The sequence below is a fragment of the Neobacillus muris genome (genome assembly GCF_943193175.1).
Taxonomy (GTDB): domain Bacteria; phylum Bacillota; class Bacilli; order Bacillales; family Cytobacillaceae; genus Neobacillus; species Neobacillus muris.
The window spans coordinates 15,338-36,974 of sequence record NZ_CALPDF010000045.1; the positions used below are offsets into that span (position 1 = coordinate 15,338).

Genomic DNA, 21,637 nt, shown 5'->3' on the forward strand with positions numbered 1-21,637 from the left:
CTTATCCCCCCATTATTTTTAAAATAGAAGCCATTGATTCGAACATGGTTTCAAATAGGATGTTCAATAGGTAAAAAAAGCTTGGCAATATCAAGATATAAATACAAAAATAGATTAAGATTTTCACTGGCGGCATGATGGCAAAGATATTCATTTGCGGTACGGTTCTCGCCACAATTCCTAAAGCAAAGTCGACAATAAACAAGGTTCCGACGATCGGTGCGGCCATCATAAACCCAATCATAAACATTTGTGCCAGACACTCTAAAAAGAAGGAGGCTATCCGGCCGTCGCTCCATGCCGGTATGAGCGCCTGCAATTCGACCCAATCAAAGCTCGCTAACACACCTTGGATTAACAGATGGTGGCCATTGGTTGTAAGCAGCATGAGAATCGCCAGGATATTTTTAAAGCTTCCTGTCAGCTGGGTGCTCGTTCCAAACGTTGGATCGAACAGATTGGCCATGGAAAAGCCTGTATGCAGGTCAATGATGGTTCCAGCCAGCTGGACAGCTTGAAACAGGATTTGTGCGGCGAGCCCGAGGACAATCCCCGCCAATAATTCTTTTAAAATGAGAATCACCGTTGTTCCCAAAGATAGCGAATCAACAGGCTGGTCAATAACACCGGCACAGAGAATCGTTAAGACAACCCCTAAGCCGATTTTGAATTGCCCCGGAATTTGCCGTCCTGAAAACAGCGGGGCGGTCATAATAAATGCCGTGATTCGAACAAAGACCAATAAAAACGTCCACCAGGAGCCTGCAATATCGAGCATAGGCTACCCCATAAACTGGGAAAGATTCCCCAGAAGGTCTTGAGTAAATTCCAGCACATGCCGCATCATCCATGAGCCGAAGAACAGGATCGCCACGAAAACCGCAATAATCTTAGGAACAAATGCCAATGTCTGCTCCTGAATCTGCGTAGTAGCTTGAAATATACTGACCAATAAGCCGACCACTAACGCCACCCCTGCCACAGGAGCTGTGACAATAAGAATCGTGTAAATAGCATTTTGCGCCAGCTGTAAAACCATTTCCTGTGTCATATCTTACACGTCCTTTCTAGAAGCTTGTCAGCAGTGACTTCACAATCAGATGCCAGCCATCTACGAGAATGAATAAGAGAATTTTAAAAGGCAATGAAATCATCACCGGCGGCAGCATCATCATCCCCATCGACATCAGTACACTTGACACAATCATGTCGATGACTAAGAAAGGAATAAAGATGATAAAGCCCATTTGAAACGCCGTTTTTAGCTCGCTGATCGCATAAGCCGGCACTAATGCCTTTAATGGAATATCCTCAACCGATTTAGGTTTTTCCATTTTCGCATAGTCTAAGAACAACGCCAAATCCTTTTCTCTTGTCTGCTTGGCCATAAATTCCTTAAGCGGCTTACCGGCCGCATCAAACGCTTCTTCCTGTGACAGTTTCCCGTCCATGAATGGCTGAAATGCCTGCTGATTGATTTCAGAAAACGTTGGTGCCATGACAAAGAAGGTCATGAACAACGCAAGTGCAATAAGTACTTGGTTAGGCGGCATTTGCTGCGTTCCCAAGGCATTGCGGACAAATCCTAAAACGACAATGATACGGGTAAAGCATGTCATTAAAATCAGAATGGCTGGTGCAATCGACAGCACCGTAATCATAATCAGGATTCGGACGGTGTTTGAGACATTTTCTGTAGAGCCATCTCCTAAGTCAATTCCTGGAAGAATCGAAGCTGGTTCAGCAGCATGGGCGGCTCCTGGCAGAAATCCCAGCAAAAGCAGCGGAATTAAAATGAGGAGTTTTTGTTTCATTCGTCCTGCCCCTCTCCGTTTGCCTTATCAATTTTTTGCAAATGCTTTCCTAAGATTCTGTTCCATTTTGACTTCGTGTTCAGAGTCAGCGATTTCAGGCTGCCCCCGTCGGCTTGTGTTTCAAAGCCTTCTAACAGACGCTGATACTCCTCACCTTGGGAAATCGTGCGAATTAACGTGACATCGTCGCCGACCCCGATCACATAAATGGTTTGTCCAATAAGTAACACCTGAACTGATTTGTTATTTCCGAGCATATGTCCGCCTAATGGCAGAACTGGGCTTCCCGCTGGCAGGAGGCGGTTCTTTTTCGATAAAAACCGCAATAGCCAAACTAATAAGAGAATGACAACGGCAAATGATAGGATAAATTTTAGGAATAAGGGAAATAATGAGGGCGTTTCGCTATCTGCCGTCTTCACCTCCGGAGGTGACGCTTCTTTGTCTCCCTGCTTAATCGTATCGTAGACGGATGAATCGCCTTTCGAATTGGATTCAGCCGCTAACGTCACAGGCTGCAAGGCAAATAGCATATAGAATAATAGTATGATAGACATGAAGCGTTTCATGGTGATCTCCTTCCTTGGAGTGGTTCGATTAATTTAAGCCAGCGGTAATTTGGGCAGCTAAACCGGCATCTGCTTTGGCGATTTCCGTTAAAATTTGCGAACGGTTAGCCGTGCTGATGTTTTTCATCAATTCCATGGCGACTTGGGCATTCGACTCCATCATCGATTGAATCATGCTGGCGGATTGTTCTGCCGGCATTGCTGCTATGGTCTCTGCCAGTGTTTGCGTCGGACTGGCTTGGAGCTGGGCCATTTCTTGAACTTTTTCTTTTAATGCTTCTTGATCCGTTTCTGTTTCTATTGGAAGTCCTTTAAGAATCATCGTCATGTCTGCTGCTTTCTTGGCATCCTTCATGCTGGCAATGATCTTGCTCTGCTCGTCCTCCTCTAGCATGGCCATGGTCAGCACCGCATCTTCAATGGTCATCGATTCCAGCATGGCGGCTGCTTTAGCAGAAGGAATGTTTTGATAAAGGGCAGCTGTTTTTTCCATTTGCTCCTTCAATGCTTCTGATTGCTTCGTTTCCAGCTGTTTTTCCAGCTGCAGATTCGTTTGTTTGAGTTGTGACAGCTGCTTTTGACTGCTCTCCAACTGCTGTTTTAAATCCGAGATTTCTTGTTCCTTGTCTTTCAGCCCAGCAGTGCTCGTTTCGGCTTTCTGGCCTCCACTGCCTGCTCCGGGTGATGCTGCAGTTTCCTTGACAGCCGAACCCGGTACAATATGATTTAACACAGGAACATTGTTCCCCCAGGATATAAGCGTCTTTCCTACCGGATATCCCATAAAAATAAAAATGATTAATAATAAGATGGTTGTAAAGGTTACCGGAAGGATGACTAAGTAAAGGAGGTTTTCTAATTTTCCGTTTTTTTCAACCATGATACCCCTCCTTATCGTCTTGAATAGCGTAAGACCGCCATCTCATCTAACATAGCCTGCTCCTGCAGTTCGATTTGTTTTTGCCATGCTTGTTTTGATTTGTCCTTCCATGTATTCCACATCTTGGCTTCCTGAGATTTTTCGATTAAAACCTGTTGTTTTCTATCTGCTTCTTGATGAATTTTTAGCGATAGATCGGTCAATTGCTTGAGCTTCTGATTAACGTGTTCCATTTCTTCCTGCATTTCTAAAATCTCAGACACGCTTTTTTGATGAACATGATTGTATTGCTCAAACATTTCTTCCTTTTCCACCATCAATTGTTCCATCTGCTGATCGACTTCCATCAACCGAAGCTTAACAGCGCCATAATCCTGATGGGCCATTTCCTGCTCCTTTTCCTTGACATCCAATACCTTTTGAAAAGAAAATGTATATTTCATTTCATAATCGCTCCAAATTGTGAGATTAAGAAAGATTTCGTGTCCTCGAGCTCGGAGGCTTCATAGATTCCCTGCCGTAAAAATTGATCCATTTGCTTCTTCAGGCGTACCGCCATATCAATATCCCGGTTTGATCCTTTCTTATAGGCGCCGATATTAATCAGGTCCTCTGCATCCTTATAGGCTGCCATCAATTTTTTAAAATTGCCTGCCGCCTGAAGATGCTCACTTGATGTGATTTCAGTCATGACCCGGCTGGCACTGCTTAATACGTCAATGGCCGGAAAAATCCCTTTACCGCCAATGGCACGATTCAGAACAATATGGCCATCTAGTATTCCCCTCACCGCATCGGCAATCGGTTCATTCATGTCATCCCCATCAACGAGGACCGTATAAATGGCGGAAATTGATCCCTTCGGACCTGTCCCTGCTCTCTCAAGCAGCTGCGGCAGCATGGCAAATACAGAGGGTGTATAACCTTTTGTCGTAGGCGGTTCGCCAATTGCCAGTCCAATTTCCCGCTGGGCCATCGCAAATCGCGTAACCGAGTCCATGACGAGCATGACATTTTTTCCTTGATCCCGGAAATACTCCGCTATGGATGTCGCTGTCATAGCACCCTTTATCCGGATCAACGCAGGCTGATCAGAGGTGGCGACAATAACGACTGATTTTTTCAACCCTTCTTCACCTAGGTTTTGCTCGATAAAGTCCAAAACCTCGCGGCCCCGCTCACCAATTAGGGCGATTACATTGACATCCGCTGTCGTATTGCGGGAAATCATTCCCAGCAAAGTACTTTTTCCGACACCACTTCCGGCGAATATCCCGATTCTTTGTCCCATTCCCATCGTTAACAGCCCGTCTATGGTTCTGACCCCGACACCTAATGGAGAGTGAATCCTCGGCCGGCTTAAGGGATTAGGCGGCTTGGCATGTGTTGGCACTTCCTCTAAGCCAATAGGCATGGGTTTTCCGTCCATCGGCTGGCCTAAGCCATCCAAAATCCTGCCTAGCAGCTGGTTCCCAGCTTTGACCGTCAGTGGTTTGCCGCTGGCCACTACATCACAGCCGGGACCGATCGCCCGAACTTCCCCTAATGGCATCAAAAGCACTTTATTTTCTTTTATCCCTACTACTTCGGCTTGAATCGGTGTTTGGGATTGATGAGGGTAAATCCAGCACATTTCACCGATTTTGACATCAGGCCCTTGAGATTCTATGGTCAGTCCAATGATTTGCGTGATCTTCCCGTTCACACGGACCGGGTCGATATTGCACACCTGTCTAACATAGTGATCAACTGATAACATCGCGTTCAGGCTCCCCTCTTGCCTCTAACAGAACCTTTTTGATTTCCTCAAGCTGTGTATCAATCCTGGCATCCACACTTCCATAATCCGTACGGATGATACAGCCCTTTGGAGAAACGGTATGATCCGGGATGACTTTAATCTCGGTGTCACCGTTGACCACCGCCATGATGTGGGCACGCTGCGATTGAATAAACTCAAAATCATCCGGATGGACACAGACTGTGATCGATTCTTTTTCTTTAAAGCGAAGAATGTACTGTTTAATGAGTTCAATCAATTTATCTGGATGTGTTTCTAATTCCTGCCTGACGATTTGGCTGGCAATCGCCGTACTTAATTCGAGCAAAAACGGCTCTGCTTCCGAGATGATCGCCTGTTTTTGATCGTAGGCACTGTTTAAAAGCTGCTGGATTTGTGCTAATTTCTCACGATACTGTTCGTGGATTTCCTGCTTAGCCTGCTCCATGCCGATAAGGTAGCCCTCATGATATCCCTGCTGCTTGGCCTCTTCCGACACGGTTTCAAGCCTTTGTTCCTGTTCCTTCCACCAGGCCTCAATTCTTACTTCGGCCTCTTGCTTGAGCTCACGGGCTGTCTCTTCTGCCCGGTTGATGATTTCCATGGCTTTTGTTTCTGCCTCAAGATTCAGGAGGTCCTTCTGTTTTGTTCCAAGCTCAGCGGCTGCTAATAGCTGCTCCGCTTGCTGCTTGTCTTGAGGCAGGTCTAAAATCACCGGCTGCTGCTTAATGACTTTTACTTCATCGAGAATGGACAGATGGGAAGCTTTGAACACTTTAGAGTAGGAAGTCATCTGATCCACCTCGGGCAATGACCACTTCGCCGGAATCCTCTAAGCGTCGGATGACAGAAACAATCCTTCCTTGGGCTTCCTCGACATCCTTCACTCTGACAGGTCCAAGATATTGCATTTCCTCCTCGAAGGTTTCGGCCATCCTTTTGGACATGTTTTCCAAAATCACCTTTTTCACTTCTTGACTAGCGGCTTTTAAGGAAAGCAGCAGATCTTGATTTTCGACTTCTTGAATGACCCGCTGAATCGCACGGCGATCCAGATTAATGATGTCTTCAAAGATAAACATCCGTTTCTTAATTTCATCGACAAGCTCTTTGTTTCTCTCTTCTAAATGTTCCAAAATGCTCTTTTCGGTTCCGCGGTCCACACCATTTAAAATATTGACAATCGAATCAATCCCGCCCACAACACTGTAGTCTTGGCTAATGGTTGCTGCCAGCTTCTGCTCAAGGATCCGTTCAACCTCCTTGATAACTTCCGGCGACGTTTGCTCTAATGTGGCAATCCTGCGGGCCACGTCAGCCTGTAATTCATCTGACAGTGACGACAGAATCATGGATGCTTGATTCGGCTCTAAATGGGACAATACAAGAGCAATGGTTTGGGGGTGCTCATTTTGTAAAAAATGATAGATTTGCATCGCATCCACTCGGCGGGCAAAGTCAAATGGTTTGACCTGCAGCTGGGAGGTTAACCGTAATATAATTTCTTTCGCACGATCTTTACCTAACGCCGACTCCAAAACATCTTGTGCATAGTCAATCCCGCCCATCGCCAGATAATCCTGAGCAATGCACATTTCATGGAATTCCTGCAAGACAGCGTCTTTTTCCTTGCTGTCGACTTTATGAATATTGGCAATAGCCAGGGTCAGCTGGTCAATTTCTTCCTCCGGCAAATGGTTAAATACTTTTGTGGATGCTTCCTTCCCCATCGCGATGAGCAGGATTGCTGCTTTTTGCTTGCCAGTTAATTTTGCTGCCATGGGAAATTAACCCTCCTCTTCATTTATCCATGTTCTGATGACATTGGAGAAATCTTCAGGACGTGTATCCAATAATTTTTTCAGCTGACTTTCTACACCCATATCTTGGTCAGCAAAGTACTCCTGATCCTTGATTGGCTGTGGAACGAACGGTATTTCTTCCTCCTCCGCCAGCAGCTGATTTTGCTTTCTGCGGCGGGCAAACCACCAAATCAGCCCACCCAATAGCAATAGAAGGGCCGCTGCTGCTGCACCAATATAAAGCCAGTTCTTGGACGTTTGACTCTGCTCCCCTGCCGCGGCAGTATTCTTCGCAAACGCATGCGGGAATACGGTAATCCGCTGATTAATTTCCTGCTGCGTCATATCCGGGTGCCCCAATGCCGTTAAGACCGTATTGGACACAATATTTCGGACGCTGTCTTCTGTTGCTTGAGGCAGCTTTCCTGAATTTGAATTGGACTCTACGCCGACATTGATCGTAATATCATCAATTTGATAAGGACTCTTCAATATTTCGTTATTGATTCGGTTGACTTCATAATTGACCTTTTTATTTGATTCTTCATAATTGCTGTCACCGGCGTCGCTCCCGGCATATCCGGGTACATCCGTTTCACCTGTCCCCACTACACCGCCGGCAGTGGAACCTGAACCGGTAGACGTTACAGAACTTTCTTCCTCACTGATCGGAATTCCGCCGTTCTTGCCGTCAGTCGGCTGGACAAGATTTTCTTGGGTTTTGACTTTATCAAAATTCATTTTGACAAACGTCTGGACATAGACTTTTTCAGTGCCAAGGATCGTTCCAAGCAAGCTTTGCAGACTTTGCTGGATATCCTGTTCAATATTTTTTTGAATTTTGCGCTGCTCATCATATTTGCTCAAATCCTGGCCATCCTCTTCGGATGACTCCATAGCCAATGTCTCGCTGTATTGGTTCATGATGGTAATGTTTTCAACTGGAAGATTCGGGACACTTCGGGATACTAAAGTGTAGAGCGCCTTGATTTGCTGCGCTTTGAGGTCGACTCCCGGCTCCACTTCTACCATTACGGAGGCACTCGCCTTTTCTTCTTCATCCTCTCGGACAAACACGGTATCCTCCGGCAATGTCAAGATTACCTGTGCACTTTTTATGCCTTCCACATGGCTGATTACATCAGCGACCTGATTTTGCATCGCCTCGCGTTCAAGGACATTATATTGCCGATCAGTTGCTCCAAAGGAAAGATTTTGACTGAAAATATCATAGTTAATCTTGTTGTCCTTTGGGTATCCTGCAGAAGCCAGACTGACCAAAAGGTCGGGTGCCTCTTTTTTCGGGACAAGGATCATCGTACCAGTTTCCGAGAGCTTATAGTCAGTGAAGCCTTGTTTGTCCAGCTCCGCCTTGATGTCGCCCACTTCCCGGGTCGTTAATTGGCCAGTATATAAAGGTACATATTCCGGGCGTGATGCAATAATAATAAAGGCAGCTAAAGCTGCGAAAACAAATAAGAATGTCCCAATCATTAGCCCTTTTTGTTTTAAGCTTCTCGCCTTCCAGTAGTTACTGAAGAGCTCTCCTGTAGTTTTGAGTTGATCTATCCATGATCGCTTCATCTTTCACCCTGCCCAGCTTTCTATCATTCTTTAAATTTGCATCCGCATCATTTCTTGGTAAGCTTCCACTGCCTTATCCCTAATCGTGGTTGTTAATTCCAGTGCCAGCGTTGCTTTTTGTGAAGCAATGGTGACATCATGCACATTGTCAACCTCACCTGCAGCCGCCTTTACCGCGAGCTTCTCCGATTGCTTAACAGTGGCATCCACATTTTCCAAATAGCCTTTTAGAACATTTGAAAACGATGTTTTAGAGGTATCTGTCTCTACTTTTTGAAACGGATTTTGACCTATTTTGATGGAATTGCTATTTATGCCTGAGATGTTCATCTATCTTCCCCCTATTGGCCTATTTCAAGAGCTTTTAGCATCATGGATTTTCCCGTATTGAATGCTGTCACATTGGCTTCATAAGATCTTGAAGCCGCCAGCAGGTCTACCATTTCCTTTGATAGATCCACATTCGGCATATAGACATACCCATCTGCATTCGCATCCGGATGACTTGGGTCATATACCGCCTTAAAGGGAGTTTGGTCCTCAACAATTCCTGTCACCCTTACCCCTTGCAGCTGTTGTTGGGAACCAGATTGTTTTTGCATCTCATTTTGAAGTATCTCATTAAAATTCTTTTCTCTTGGTTCCATTACCGTCATTTTGCGGCGATATGGCTCCCAAACCCCATTCACCAATTTACCCCTGGTCGTTTGCGCATTGGCAATATTGGAGGAGGTAACATCCATCCTAAGCCTCTGTGCGGTCAAGGCCGATGCACTGATATTTAATGAATCAAACATCTTTGTTAACCCCTTCCTTTAATGGCAATCGATAATTGCTGAAACTCACTATTCAGCTGTTCCGTCAACGTATAGTACCAGAGCGCATTCTTTCCCATCTGGGTCATTTCCGCATCAGGATCAACATTGTTGCCGTTATTTTGCATCACCGTTGTAGTATCTTCCACCGTTCTTGCTGTGATGGCATCCATCGGCTGCCCAATCACTACATGCCGCGAGTCAGTACGGGTGCCAACAAAATTAGATTGATTGGCTAAATGCTGTTTTAAGATATCTTCAAAAACTACTTGCTTGGCCTTATAGCCTGGCGTTTCCGCATTTGCCAGATTATTAGAGATCACCTGCTGACGCAGGCTGGAAGCAGTTAATGCATTTTGAAGAAGATTAATCGTTGTCAAAGGAACCGGCTCCTTTCTATGTGTTTTTTTGATATATTTTGATAATTTTCGAGTTAATATGTCATATTTATCAATATACTATATAAAAACATATAATATCTACTACTTTTTTTGATTAACAAAAAATAGTAAAAGGAATTTGTCAAAACAACAGCATTTCTATCAAAAACTTTCAAATGAAAATGTGCAAAACGAATAGACCATCATCTTTTTGATGGCCGATGCTAAAGAATGAATAAAACAATTAAGATCAAACTTTCAATTGCTCAAAAAATTTCGTTACCCCTGCAACCCAATGATTGTTTAGCCCTGTTGGATCATTTGCGGCTCCGACCGGAGCATATTTGGCACCTATTTGCGCAATACTCGTTAAACCCTGAGCCAGGTAGTTTTTACTTAAATTACGGGCCATATCCATAATGCTAGCTTCCACCGACTCATACGTTTTGAGCCCATTTTTCCCCATCATTCCGGCTATATTATTTTTTACCGATGCAGCCATGGATTTGCCATTCGCTGATTCATGTTTGGCAATCGCAGCCAGCAAAGCTGGGTCCAGATTATACTGTTTTCCGGCGCGGATAAATACATCACCCATTCCTGATAATTTTCCGGCCAGTCCTTGATTTAGTTGATCTGTGCTTCGATCTTGATAACTTAACGGCTCATTTGTCGAAAAAGGCATGGTTTGATCCGTTACAAAAGGATTGATGCTGTCTGTATATTCAGGGACAAATGAAGTAGTATCCGATGGATCACTAGACTGTGATTCCACTTCCAGCAATAATTGAGATAATAACTTCGTAAAGGTATTTTCAGTACCAGCATTGACTGCAGCCAGCTGTGAACCCATTCCGCTCCGTGATAAAGTACTGACCAGCATGGTTTTCGTAAACCAATCATCCCCAATATTCAATTTCCTTCTCCCTCCATCTCTATGTTGTTTGAATGCTTTTTATTTACAATAAAAAAATGCGTAACCACGCAAATTCATTTTTTGTGTTACACGCATGTCCGCTTAAAATATAGGTCCAATTTCCCATAGCTTGCGTGATTGGACCCTATCCATCATTAAATTGTCCTATCCATAACCCTACGCCAATAAATGGGCTACCCCTTCAATCTGCTCATCTTCGAGCATACAAACTTGAATTAATTGACCGTCTTCAATGACAGCTTCTACTAATACAACGGTTTCTGGTTCATCCTCTTTTATTAAGGCGAGGATTTGTTTATCGTTATAAACTACATTTGTAATCATCTCAAACGTTTCATTTATCGGATGTCCCAGGGTTATTTTTAGAGGTTTTGGAAAAAATGGCTTCCGTTTCTTATATTCCATAAAATCAAATATCCCACCATTAAGACAATGTCTTGTCATCTCATGTTGTTGGATCATCTGAATCTTCCCTTCTTGCACAATCAACTTCATCAATAGTATTTTTCTCCTTTGCCGATAGACTAAACTAGAAACAAAGGATACGTAAAAGTATTATTAGACCTTTGGCTGTTACCATTTTGTTTTATTTGTAATCTTATTGTATCTAATTATATAGTTTTACATAACCGAAAAAATACTACGGAATCGCGCAAAAAAGAAGATTCACCCCCATAAAAATTGTGTGGTCACGCAATAATATTTAATTGTGATGTTTATCATTTATTTTTTTGAATCTATAAACGCTCCATTTGTTTGTCTTACATATGGGAGGTATTTCTTAGAAACCTGTTTATTTTTTTTATGCTGCTGCAATAAGGTCTTGGCACGATCTAACTGTTCCTCTAAATACGGGGCCATTTCTTGGTCCAGCAATAGGGTTTTCTTCAATAATTGCTTTGCCGCCTGAGTATACTCATATCCAGGCAGTCCCGCTTTCATGGAGTCCGCTTGGTTCATCAGTTGATTTCTTTCATCTAATAAACGAATAAATAACTCCACTTTTTCCTGATTTATTGCCTGGCTCATTTCGATTGTTTTTTGATGAATGGCTGCTATTAACTCGTCCATTTTGCCCCTCTTTTATTTCGTTCTCAAATGTTTGATGGCTTCTGACCAAATTTCAGTCAACTCTACCGAAAACCCCTCGACTTCTTCCAATATGTCTGCCTGTTTACGAAAATTTGCCTCAACTAGTCTATTTTTCATATAATCATATAATTGAAGCAAGGAATCTGAGATATCGTATCCAGGCTTTAATGTTACCATTAACTCACTCAAGATATCTTGAGCACGGAGGTTATTACTGTGACACTCTTCTAGTTTTTTTTCACGAAGGGCTTTTTTACTTAAGCGAATATATTTTACCATACCTTGATATAACATCAGCGTTAAATCCTCAGGCTTTGAAGTAGTGACAGCCTGACGTTGATATGTTTGGTAAGGATTGTTTATTGTCATGGTCCAATCTTCCTCTCTCTAGTCTGCCTCTTCCTTGATTATCGGATGATTTTTAAAAAAGTTAAATAGTTTTGGTTAGAATTTTTTAACGATAAAAAAAGAGCTATTCCGAAAAAGGAATAACTCTATCCGATTAGCTTCCCAATTAAAGCACAACACCGAAGTTATCAACAATATATTTAAGTCGTTGGTTATAAGATTTTAAATTTTGGATTTTGGCGGCGTCGCCTAATTCATTAAACGCATGAATTTCCTTCGACAGCTTGGAAACCTCTCTTTGCAATTCATCATTGCGTTTCCTTTCCAGCAATAATTGCTGTTTGAGAGAGTCGTTTTCAAAAGAAATTTCCGATTTCATGTTCTCCATTTGCTGGACAGCATCTTGATTTTGCAATGCCATATTGGTCAGCTGGTATAGACTCAGAAGCAATTCATTTAAATTAATTCCTGGAAGCTGCTGGACGTTTGTAATCAAACCGGACAAAATATCAATTAAGTCAGTTGAATTAGCCGGCATGACAGGCTCCTTAACGGGAAGCGCTGTTGAGGAAACAACTGGCGGAGTGTCCTTTTTGATTTCGGTTGCCACTACCGGCACTTCATTAAATTCAATTGTTGTAAAGTTGTATGATTTAGAGCTTTCTGGCTGTTTTTTATCTTTTTCTTTTAGTAGATTATAATATTTATAATTCACAGATTGATAACCACGATTTAACAAGTGTGCTATTTCCTCTAGTATTTCTGTAATATTAAGGGCACCTTCATCTTGACGTTCTTTAATATATTGAAACATGAACGCCATTTCAGCCTTCGTCCATTTTCGATTGACTTTCTTTGTATCTTCACCAGACTGATTAACCATGCTATTTGTTTTCACCATCATCATATTGTTGAGGTAAAATACTAACGATCCGGCCTTTAAGCTGTTTTTCATCTCTAATTCTTGAATCCACTTCTCGTCTAGTTCCACTTGTGGATCATTCAATAATTGCTTCATTTCAAAGAGTGCCGATTTTAAACTCATAGAAATACCTCCTTTATTAGGAAATAAAACAAACGAATCTTAATTTTCACTTTATTTCATTTGTTTTGATATAAGATGTGACCTTCTATCAAATAATTCGCATGTCACGCCAGTTTTTTGGGTGTCAATTCAAAATTAATAAAAATCCAACCAAAAGAGCTTTATATTTTTTTCAAACTGCCATTTTTTCAGACTTTTATACTAGATATTATACAATTTTTGCATATTGTTGTAAACGTTTTATATAGACATCAACAAACTTATTTTGATATAATATTCTTATTTTTAAATAAAAACCCTCATACAATTGAGGGTTTTCGCAGCTTTATCTATTTTGCCTCTGCCTTTCGAAGCAATATTGGACTATTTTCATTTGATCTCTTTGATGAATATCGGTAAATTCGATGGCCGCCTGTTTCCATTCCTCTTGCAAATCAATGCGCTTAATCTGACCCTGAAAAGATATCGTTTCGGATTCCTTTCTTTGATTGGGAACCTCTAATGTACCTGAGACGATCTCTCCTTCCTTGACTGCCATTTCGCCCCCAAATGCACATAAGACTCCCCCGGCACTCAAATTAATCGTATTCGCTTTGTTGCCATTTAATTGGATTGCTAAACTCGCTTCAACACGAAAATTATCCCGGCGCTGAACCCTTTTGATTTCATTTTCTGCAGGTTTAGCTACTCTATATAACCGGATTTTTTCATTTTTTCTTCCGACTATTTTTGTATGAAATCTGTACACACTGCCGGACAGTATATAGGTAATAGCTAAAGCGGTTCCATCAGGCAATGCGCCAAACCAATCCCCATCCATCGGATAGGCAATAAGAATTTCCTCATGTTCAAACTCTGCGACCATCGAACGATAGGTCTGATCATAGCCTGCTATTTCAAGCATAATATTCTGGTTAATTTTCGGATACATTCTGTCACCTACTACCTATATTGTTTCCAATGTTAGAACCTGTATAGCTCAGGAAGTACACATTCTGTTTAAACAGCGAGATTCTTAAACAGAAATTCTTCAATTTCGCGTTTTTTCAAGGGCCTTCCAATTAGAAAACCTTGAGCCTGATGGCAGCCGCTAATCTCTAGGAACTTCATCTGCGAATCTTTTTCAACACCCTCGGCAATTACTGTCAGATTTAAACTTTTAGCCATGGCAATAATCGCCTTGGTAATTGCACGATCCTCGTCATTCAAGTTGATATCCCGTATAAACGACTTATCAATCTTTAGGGTCGTTACAGGGAGCCGTTTCAAATAGCTTAAAGAAGAGTAGCCCGTCCCGAAGTCGTCGATGGATAGAATAATCCCCATGGATTTGAATTCATCTAAAATCGATATAACGTTATCCGCATTCTCCATGATAGTGGATTCTGTAATTTCTAATTCTAACCATTCTGGATCGAGCCCCGTTTCCTCCAGAATTTGCTGGATGTCATCAAGCAGCCCGTCATATTGAAATTGTTTTGTAGATAGATTAACGGCCATATGAACAAAAATATTATGGTCTTCCTGCCATTTCTTGCTTTGCCGGCATGCTTCCCGAATCACCCATCTGCCAATCGGGATAATCAACCCGATCTCTTCGGCAACTGAAATAAATTTATCAGGAGGAACCATTCCCAGCTGGGGGTTATTCCACCGCAGCAAGGCTTCGACGCCCGTTATTTTTCTTAATTTAATATCAAATTTTGGCTGATAAACGACGTACAATTCATCATTCTCTAACGCTTTCAGCAGCAAACTCTCAATTTCGATGCGTTCCTGCAGCTTTTGGCTCATCTCTGGTGTAAACACCTTAAATGTATTTTTCCCATTGTCCTTCGCCCGGTACATAGCGTTATCTGCGTGCCTAAACAGCGTTTCCACATCCTCCCCGTCTTCCGGGTAGATGCTGATGCCAATGCTTGCTGTAATAAACAATTCATGTGATCCGACTAGCATTGGTTTTGCCAGCGTATCGAGAATTTTTTTTGCAATATCCACTGTCTGATTACCGGTCGTATAGGGCATCCAAATTCCGAACTCGTCCCCGCCCATTCGGGAAAGAACCGCCGTTTCCGGGATACAGCCGAGGATCAATTTCGCCACCTGTTTAATCAACTCATCTCCAGCTGCATGCCCTAAACTATCATTAATCGTTTTAAATCCATCTAAGTCCAAGAACATGAGGGTTGCCTTTTTCAAGCCAAAATTTTGAATATCCTCGGTGATTCTTTGCTGAAAATACATGCGATTTGGCAGCATGGTCAACGCATCATGATTGGCATGGAACTCGATCACATAGTCCTTTTGAATTTTCTCGGTAATTTCTGTCGCAATACTCAGGACTGCATCACTATGATTTTTGGATAGGAGGATGGGGAGCTTGGTCATTTTGAACCAGCGCTGTTTTTGCTCCTTGTCAACAATTAATAATTCCGGGATATACTGCTCTTTCCGCTGCTCTACTGTCATTCTATCATTTGCAAGGTGGTTTTTGGCTGTTTTCTCATCGTATAAATCAAATACAGTTAAGGTCTTAATCTCCTCAACTGTTTTTTGATGAATATCCGCATAGGCCTGGTTTGCAATCAAAAACTTTCCTTTCAAATCCCTAACAAATATAGGATTGGGATTCCGATTAATCATTTGATACAAAAATGAGCCTTGTTCTTTTAATAGACCGCGTCTTAGATATATCCTATTTTTTTCTTTTGCAAGATTGACAATCATGTGGGTCAAATTCTCTGCCAAATTACTGACCTCTTGACTCTGAGTATTGGAATGATACTTACAATATTCTGATGAGTCTTGACATACTGCTTCAAATATTTGTTGGATAGGATGCAAGATTCGGTATGTATAAAACCAAAGAAATAGGAACAATCCGGGTAGGATAATGAACAATGAGCGCCAAATCAACTTATAAAAGATTTTTAACAGGCTGACAACCTCTGAATTATTCGCTTCTTGGGCTAACTTCGTGATACTGAGGTGCGCCGTATAGGAGGCGAGCAGTAAAACCAGCAGGATTAGTATTAAAATTTGAAAATAGGTTTTCCAAAAAATACTGCCTCGTCTAAAAACAAACCGGGACAGGATGGGGTGTTCATTTTTTTCCATGTTTATCCACTCAATATTTTGACTTTTTAAATGTTAAGCCAGCCGATCTCGAGGCCGGCCAGTCGAATTATTGGTTTTTATACAAAACAAATCTTACTTCTTCTTAACTCAGAAAATCTACTAAGCTAGGTTGAATGATGCGGGCCCCAGCTGATAAAGCAGCCCGCTGAACATTCTCCTGCGCTTGTAAGTTGGTGATGACGATGGTCATGTCCGCATCTTCTTCCTGCGCCAACATTTGTGTTGTCGAGATCTCAAGCCCTTCGATCCTTGATGCACTTAATTCCATGCGATTCATTCGCGCGCCTAATTCTGCGCGGTGCTTTAGAATATTATCAATTTGGCTGTCTAATTCCTCTAGACCAGTAGGCGCACTGCTATCATTGGCCGTAAATTTTGTAACCAGATTTTCCAGTACTTTAAAGATCCCTTCCGTTCCGTCTTCGGTATAATGAAAGACATCTGTTCCAAGCACATTAATTTGGACATTATTATTTTGGCCCACCTGCAGCTGCAGGTTTTGCGTATTCGTGTTGGTAAACTGCTTGGCTGCTGCATCATATGGCGGTGTTTTCACATCAGTTCCGGCAAATAGATACCTGCCGGCCATTTGTGTATTGGCTACTTCGCCAAGATGGTCCTTCAATTGGTTGATTTCTTCTGCAATCGCAAATCGGGCGCTATCATCATTGGCACCATTTTCGCCTTGGACAGTCAGTTCCCTAACCCTCTGCAAAACAGAAGTCACCTCATTCAATGCCTCATCCGTTGCCGTCATCCAGGACGTCCCATCATCGGTATTTCGTTTATATTGATCGATTTCATTCAAGGAGGACCGGTAAAACATCCCACGGACAGCAGTAACCGGATCATCAGAAGGTTTGGTGATGTTCTTGCCTGTGGCCAGCTGATTTTGATATTTTTCCATCGCCTGGTTGCTGCGCTGCAGGTTAAACAACATATTTTGATTTAACATACTTTGAGTCACACGCATCATTTTTTTATTTCCTCCTATAATCCAACCCGGCCCATGCCGCTGATGATTTTATCAAGGCATTCATCCATCGTGGTGACCACACGTGCCGCAGCGTTATAAGCCTGCTGGAACTTAATCATATTGGCCATTTCTTCATCCAATGAAACACCTGAAACGGATTGGCGGCGATTTTCCACCTGATTGATAATCACTTGCGAATTGTCCTGCATCCGGGCTGCTTCCTGTGAATCAATTCCGAGCGTTCCGATAATATTCCGATAAAAATCGTCTGCTGTTGAAGTAGCCCCAGCGAAGTCCATTTGGCTGAATTTCAAATCCGCGATGGCTTTCGCATTGTCACCATTTCCGCTTGATGATGTACCATCAGCTTCCGTTCTGGCAGCGGCTATCAAATTCAGCGATTCCATAATTCGAGGATTCACTTCAATTTCTCCTGCTGTTGTTCCGATGAAGAAGTCCACCTTTTCGGCTGAAACCCCAGCGATGTTATCCAAGTTCCATGCTGCCGGCTCATCAGAGGAAGGGTTGTGCACGGCATTAATCGCACCCGCCAATTTTCCCACTAATAGATTGATTTGGTTTTCCATATCAGGAATCGTGCCAGTTCCATCCAACCCAAATGATTCTAACCTTCCCAGCAGTTCACCGGAATCCAAATTTGCCTGTTTTCCGCCAATTTTAACATCGCTGCTATTGATCGTTCCATCAGCTGAACGATCAAATTCGATGGTTAAGCTGCTGGACGTCTGTCCTGAAACTAGGAGTTGTCCGCCAACCGCGACATCAATCATCCCAGTGGATGAAGGCGATACCGTGACATCAACCAGCTTTGACAATTGATCAAGCAAAACATCACGCTGGTCATATAAATCATTAGGCTGATAATTATTTGGCACTAGTCGTGAAATTTGGTCATTTAAGCCGCTAATCTGCTTAGCAAGTGAATTGACTTCATCCGTTTTCGTTTTAATGACAGTTTTAAGGTCCGTCTTCATTTGGCTAAGGGAATCCGCTATCTGATGGAAGGTTTCTGCCACAGCTACCCCGCGCTGGCGTAATACTGCCCGGTTTGCCGCACTGTCCGGATCTTTTGACAGCTCCTGCCAGCCTTGCCAGAACTGGTCCATAACATAGGATAAGCCTGTATCCGACGGCTCATTCAGTACCTCTTCCAATTTAGATAACGTATCACTCTTGGCTTCCCAATAGCCGAGATTTTTGTTCTCCCCGCGGTATTGAACGTCTGCATAGTCATCACGCAGCCGCACCAGTTTGGTGACCTCTACCCCTGTTCCCATTTGGGCAGGAGATTGGTCGTTGTGCATGCCTGGAACCGGCATGGCATTGGTTGCCTGCATTTCTGCCCGCTGCCGGGTGTAGCCGGTTGTATTCGCATTTGCAATGTTGTGGCTCGTTGTCGACAACGCTGCCTGCTGGGCATAAAGCGCCCGCTTCCCTAGCTCTAAACCATGGAATGTTGAAGTCACTTTGGTCCCTCCTTGTCCCTAAATTTTTGCATCTAGTAAACTGGCATATTGCTTTTTCCTCTTCTGTCCATAACCAATTTCTTGTTCTTTCGGCACGTATAGGCTCATGGCATACTGGATGTAGGATAGTGATGTTTGAATCAATTGTTGGTTCGATTCATTCACTTGAGAAATTTCTTGAACAAGATAGCGCAGCTGTTTGGCGATTAAGTCGAGCCTCGCCTTTATGGACGGTTCCGCCGGCAGCTTTACTACCTCTTCCAAGGTAAAGGAATGACCAGTCATTCCTCTTTGCTCCATATACTCCTGAACAAGCTGCTTGCGCCTTTGCTCCAGTTTTTGAATTTCATCCGTACATGAACTCTCTCTAAAGAGGAGGCTTTGAATATCCTGAATGTCCCCAGCCACTAGCACCCCTCGCTTTTCTTTAGCCAAGTCAAGCAGCCGAGTGTGGACCTCGATCATACGCTCCAATAGTTGTGTCAGTTGATTCAGGTCTTCCATTGTCTAAAAGCCTCCCCTATTGATTACTTTTCCAAAAATCCAACATTTTGTCCGCCACTTTTTTTCCGTCAACCTGATAGCTTCCATCCGCTATCTGTTGTTTTAGCTCTTGCACTCTTTTTTGGCGCTGTGCTTGTTCTGACAAGGCAGCTTGTGAAATTTCCCGGCCGCGGGAAGATATTTTGACATCTACGGAAGCAGATGATTTTTTAGGAAGTTCCGTTACCTTTGATTGATTCTGTTGGTTTTGGTATGAAATATAACGGTATTGCGGATTATCGATTCGCATGGATAGTTCCTCCTGTTTCCCCTTGTTAAATCTATATATCGGACCTTTTTCAAATAAGTTTAGTCGTGCCGTTGTAAAAATAAAACAGTATTTTAGCCGAATGGGCAAATACTGTTTGTTCGAAAAGGTTCATGGTTAAGAACTATACTTACTTATCTCATTATACCATGTTTGATCCTTCTTGTTTTGATCGATTCATTCGGTCTCAAATTATGCTTCTTGATTTAGGTTTCCACCGACAAAGCTTATCTCCAGCTGCGGCCGCTGCTGTAAATAAACCTCCGTTTTTCCTGGTGTGTATTCATGGACTGCTTTCGTTGGCTGATACTCGCTGCTTGCTCCTCCCAGCTGCCAATCGATATGAATCTCGGAAGGTTTATACTGGATATGAACAGACCCGTAGCTTGGGATGAACGCAATCGTGAAATCTGCCGGTCCAGGCATCGCCTTTGCTTTAGCAATGTCGACAATGGCATCGCGCTTCAGTTCGATGTGGGCCATCTGCTCGCCTTCTGCTGCGATTTTAGCAATGGCCTCAAACCCTTTTTGCCTCGAGTAAGCAGCCATGTCTTTCATTAGCACACTGAGCTTTTTAAGCCCCAGCTGATTCCATGCTTCATCCTGATCAATTCTAAGCTCAGAAGGCTGCCGTTCGATCGTCATTTCAGCAGGCACCTGCTGAATGGATATTTCCGCTTGCGGCTGATGGATTTCCTGAACCGGCTGGGTAATCCGTAAGCCGATCTGGGCATTGGTTTGTGATATCCGAATCTGTGGGAACTGCATACTACCACCCTTGTCAATTTTGGAAAAAGAGGAGCGATCTATGAAAGGCTCCTCTTCCCTTGCTAGTTATTTAAGTTTAAATTTATTGATTTCACTTTCCAGTAGTTCAGATAATTCTTTTAAGCCATTAGCATGCTGGATAAACGATTCCATCGTTGCCGAGATTTGCTCGGCCGAAGCGGACACTTCTTCTGTTGCGGCAGCCGTCTGCTCTGAGACGCTAGAAATGCTGTCCATTTCTTGGCTTACCCTATCCTTATTTTGCTGGCTTTCCTTAACAGCCGATTGGACACCTTTAGCTTTTTCCGCAAGTTCTTGAACAGCCGATAAAATTTCCGTAAAGATGGCTTTCGTTTCGGTCACTGCCTGATCCTGTTCTAAAACTGCCTGATTGGTTTGGTCCATAGCGGCTACTGCTTTCTTAACAACTGACTTAATGCCGTCGACAATTCTTTTAATTTCAATTGCAGAGGATCTAGATTGCTCGGCCAAATTGCGCACCTCATTGGCGACTACGGCAAATCCTCTTCCATGCTCGCCAGCTCTGGCGGATTCAATAGAGGCATTTAGCGCCAATAGGTTGGTTTGATCAGTGATTTTGGTAATGACATCGATGATCCCATTGATCTCTTCCATTCTGTCATCCACTTCGTTTACAATCGAAGCCACTTCTGTAGTTGAGGCTTGTGTTTCCGCTGATTTATCGGTCAACAGTGTGACTTGTGTTAAGCCCTGGTTGCTCAAATCCATGGAACGCTGGGATACATGGTTCATATCCGTAGTCGCAGCAGAAATACCATCAAGCTGATGGGATAATCCCTTCATTTGTTCTGAGCTGACTTGGATATTTCTGGCCTGCAGATTGGCACCTTGGGCAATTTCTCCAATTGCTAAAGCTACTTCAGAAATGGCTGCATTGGTCTCTTTCGTCATCATGGATAGGTTAGCCGATGTTTCTAAGACGGTTTTGGACGTCTCTTCTACATTTCCCAGCGATGCCGTTAACTCATCCATGGTGTGGTTAAAGCTTTGTTCCAGTTCTTTGAATTCATCCTTCGTGTTCACGGATACTCTTTCGGTGAAATCGCCACGGGCTGCCGTTTCTAGAGCCTCTTTTACTCGGTGGATATTGGCAGAGATTGCTTTTCCAATGAAGTAAGCAAAAAGGGCCGCTAGAACGCCGAAAATAATCGTCAGGGTCCAGCCGACTTTACTTATATGATCAGAACTGGAAGTAATTTCTGATCGATCAACAACAGAGGCGAATTTCCAGCCTGTTTTCTCATTGGTCATAAAAGAAGAAAATTTGTCTGTTCCTTTATAGGAATAGTTACCCTGAATTATTCATACCATCTCTGAGTTCATGCATTTAACCAAAAATCAATTATAGTTTTTAAACTTTCTAAGGAAT

The 21,637-nt window shown here is 42.9% G+C and carries 26 protein-coding genes; all 26 read right to left on the minus strand.

Annotated features, from left to right (window positions below; translation table 11 throughout):
* Nucleotide 1: 1 nt before the first annotated feature.
* On the minus strand, nucleotides 2-778 hold the full coding sequence (fliR, locus tag NFS43_RS20610; protein ID WP_251554686.1) for a flagellar biosynthetic protein FliR: 777 nt from the start codon (nucleotides 776-778) through the stop codon (nucleotides 2-4).
* 3 nt (nucleotides 779-781) lie between these two features.
* The gene (gene fliQ / locus NFS43_RS20615; RefSeq protein ID WP_251554687.1) at nucleotides 782-1,051 is read right to left on the minus strand and encodes a flagellar biosynthesis protein FliQ; all 270 of its coding nucleotides are present in this window, start codon (nucleotides 1,049-1,051) and stop codon (nucleotides 782-784) included.
* A gap of 16 nt (nucleotides 1,052-1,067) precedes the next feature.
* Complete coding sequence (gene fliP, locus NFS43_RS20620; protein ID WP_251554689.1) at nucleotides 1,068-1,814, minus strand: flagellar type III secretion system pore protein FliP; 747 nt, start codon at nucleotides 1,812-1,814, stop codon at nucleotides 1,068-1,070.
* Nucleotides 1,811-2,383 (minus strand): flagellar biosynthetic protein FliO, encoded by a 573-nt coding sequence (locus NFS43_RS20625; protein ID WP_251554691.1) that lies wholly within the window; start codon nucleotides 2,381-2,383, stop codon nucleotides 1,811-1,813. The genes fliP and NFS43_RS20625 overlap by 4 nt, the downstream gene beginning before the upstream one ends.
* Nucleotides 2,384-2,411: 28 nt before the next feature.
* A complete protein-coding gene (locus tag NFS43_RS20630; RefSeq protein ID WP_251554692.1) occupies nucleotides 2,412-3,263 on the minus strand; it encodes a MotE family protein in 852 nt (283 codons plus the stop codon).
* Between the two features lie 11 nt (nucleotides 3,264-3,274).
* Complete coding sequence (fliJ, locus tag NFS43_RS20635) at nucleotides 3,275-3,706, minus strand: flagellar export protein FliJ (protein ID WP_251554693.1); 432 nt, start codon at nucleotides 3,704-3,706, stop codon at nucleotides 3,275-3,277.
* Nucleotides 3,703-5,022, minus strand: a complete 1,320-nt coding sequence (fliI, locus tag NFS43_RS20640) for a flagellar protein export ATPase FliI (RefSeq protein ID WP_251554694.1) — start codon at nucleotides 5,020-5,022, stop codon at nucleotides 3,703-3,705. Before fliI ends, fliJ begins: the two co-directional genes overlap by 4 nt.
* The gene (locus NFS43_RS20645; RefSeq protein ID WP_251554695.1) at nucleotides 5,009-5,836 is read right to left on the minus strand and encodes a FliH/SctL family protein; all 828 of its coding nucleotides are present in this window, start codon (nucleotides 5,834-5,836) and stop codon (nucleotides 5,009-5,011) included. The genes fliI and NFS43_RS20645 overlap by 14 nt, the downstream gene beginning before the upstream one ends.
* Nucleotides 5,820-6,824 (minus strand): flagellar motor switch protein FliG, encoded by a 1,005-nt coding sequence (gene fliG, locus NFS43_RS20650; RefSeq protein WP_251554696.1) that lies wholly within the window; start codon nucleotides 6,822-6,824, stop codon nucleotides 5,820-5,822. Before fliG ends, NFS43_RS20645 begins: the two co-directional genes overlap by 17 nt.
* 6 nt (nucleotides 6,825-6,830) lie before the next feature.
* Complete coding sequence (gene fliF / locus NFS43_RS20655; protein ID WP_251554697.1) at nucleotides 6,831-8,429, minus strand: flagellar basal-body MS-ring/collar protein FliF; 1,599 nt, start codon at nucleotides 8,427-8,429, stop codon at nucleotides 6,831-6,833.
* Nucleotides 8,430-8,459: 30 nt separating this feature from the next.
* Nucleotides 8,460-8,759 (minus strand): flagellar hook-basal body complex protein FliE, encoded by a 300-nt coding sequence (gene fliE / locus NFS43_RS20660; RefSeq protein ID WP_251554698.1) that lies wholly within the window; start codon nucleotides 8,757-8,759, stop codon nucleotides 8,460-8,462.
* An 11-nt stretch (nucleotides 8,760-8,770) separates the two neighbouring features.
* Complete coding sequence (gene flgC, locus NFS43_RS20665) at nucleotides 8,771-9,226, minus strand: flagellar basal body rod protein FlgC (RefSeq protein ID WP_251554700.1); 456 nt, start codon at nucleotides 9,224-9,226, stop codon at nucleotides 8,771-8,773.
* 5 nt (nucleotides 9,227-9,231) lie between these two features.
* On the minus strand, nucleotides 9,232-9,624 hold the full coding sequence (gene flgB, locus NFS43_RS20670) for a flagellar basal body rod protein FlgB (RefSeq protein ID WP_251554701.1): 393 nt from the start codon (nucleotides 9,622-9,624) through the stop codon (nucleotides 9,232-9,234).
* Between the two features lie 250 nt (nucleotides 9,625-9,874).
* Nucleotides 9,875-10,540 carry a glucosaminidase domain-containing protein gene (locus tag NFS43_RS20675; RefSeq protein ID WP_251554702.1) on the minus strand — a complete coding sequence of 222 codons (666 nt, stop codon included), beginning with the start codon at nucleotides 10,538-10,540 and terminating at the stop codon, nucleotides 9,875-9,877.
* A gap of 177 nt (nucleotides 10,541-10,717) precedes the next feature.
* A complete protein-coding gene (locus NFS43_RS20680) occupies nucleotides 10,718-11,059 on the minus strand; it encodes a hypothetical protein (protein ID WP_251554703.1) in 342 nt (113 codons plus the stop codon).
* A 225-nt stretch (nucleotides 11,060-11,284) separates the two neighbouring features.
* Nucleotides 11,285-11,632 carry a flagellar protein FliT gene (gene fliT / locus NFS43_RS20685; RefSeq protein ID WP_251554704.1) on the minus strand — a complete coding sequence of 116 codons (348 nt, stop codon included), beginning with the start codon at nucleotides 11,630-11,632 and terminating at the stop codon, nucleotides 11,285-11,287.
* 12 nt (nucleotides 11,633-11,644) lie between these two features.
* Nucleotides 11,645-12,022 carry a flagellar export chaperone FliS gene (gene fliS, locus NFS43_RS20690; protein WP_251554705.1) on the minus strand — a complete coding sequence of 126 codons (378 nt, stop codon included), beginning with the start codon at nucleotides 12,020-12,022 and terminating at the stop codon, nucleotides 11,645-11,647.
* Nucleotides 12,023-12,167: 145 nt separating this feature from the next.
* On the minus strand, nucleotides 12,168-13,046 hold the full coding sequence (locus NFS43_RS20695) for a hypothetical protein (protein ID WP_251554706.1): 879 nt from the start codon (nucleotides 13,044-13,046) through the stop codon (nucleotides 12,168-12,170).
* Nucleotides 13,047-13,371: 325 nt separating this feature from the next.
* Nucleotides 13,372-13,977 carry a flagellar brake protein gene (locus tag NFS43_RS20700; RefSeq protein ID WP_251554707.1) on the minus strand — a complete coding sequence of 202 codons (606 nt, stop codon included), beginning with the start codon at nucleotides 13,975-13,977 and terminating at the stop codon, nucleotides 13,372-13,374.
* Nucleotides 13,978-14,045: 68 nt separating this feature from the next.
* Nucleotides 14,046-16,163 carry a sensor domain-containing protein gene (locus tag NFS43_RS20705; protein WP_251554709.1) on the minus strand — a complete coding sequence of 706 codons (2,118 nt, stop codon included), beginning with the start codon at nucleotides 16,161-16,163 and terminating at the stop codon, nucleotides 14,046-14,048.
* A 103-nt stretch (nucleotides 16,164-16,266) separates the two neighbouring features.
* On the minus strand, nucleotides 16,267-17,160 hold the full coding sequence (flgL, locus tag NFS43_RS20710; RefSeq protein ID WP_251554711.1) for a flagellar hook-associated protein FlgL: 894 nt from the start codon (nucleotides 17,158-17,160) through the stop codon (nucleotides 16,267-16,269).
* A 14-nt stretch (nucleotides 17,161-17,174) separates the two neighbouring features.
* A complete protein-coding gene (flgK, locus tag NFS43_RS20715) occupies nucleotides 17,175-18,647 on the minus strand; it encodes a flagellar hook-associated protein FlgK (RefSeq protein WP_251554712.1) in 1,473 nt (490 codons plus the stop codon).
* An 18-nt stretch (nucleotides 18,648-18,665) separates the two neighbouring features.
* Nucleotides 18,666-19,151 (minus strand): flagellar protein FlgN, encoded by a 486-nt coding sequence (locus NFS43_RS20720; protein WP_251554713.1) that lies wholly within the window; start codon nucleotides 19,149-19,151, stop codon nucleotides 18,666-18,668.
* Nucleotides 19,152-19,167: 16 nt separating this feature from the next.
* Nucleotides 19,168-19,440 carry a flagellar biosynthesis anti-sigma factor FlgM gene (gene flgM, locus NFS43_RS20725; protein WP_251554714.1) on the minus strand — a complete coding sequence of 91 codons (273 nt, stop codon included), beginning with the start codon at nucleotides 19,438-19,440 and terminating at the stop codon, nucleotides 19,168-19,170.
* 210 nt (nucleotides 19,441-19,650) lie between these two features.
* Nucleotides 19,651-20,226 carry a DUF6470 family protein gene (locus NFS43_RS20730; protein WP_251554715.1) on the minus strand — a complete coding sequence of 192 codons (576 nt, stop codon included), beginning with the start codon at nucleotides 20,224-20,226 and terminating at the stop codon, nucleotides 19,651-19,653.
* Nucleotides 20,227-20,292: 66 nt separating this feature from the next.
* Nucleotides 20,293-21,519, minus strand: coding sequence for a methyl-accepting chemotaxis protein (locus tag NFS43_RS20735; protein ID WP_251554716.1), 1,227 nt, complete (start codon nucleotides 21,517-21,519; stop codon nucleotides 20,293-20,295).
* Nucleotides 21,520-21,637 lie beyond the last annotated feature (118 nt).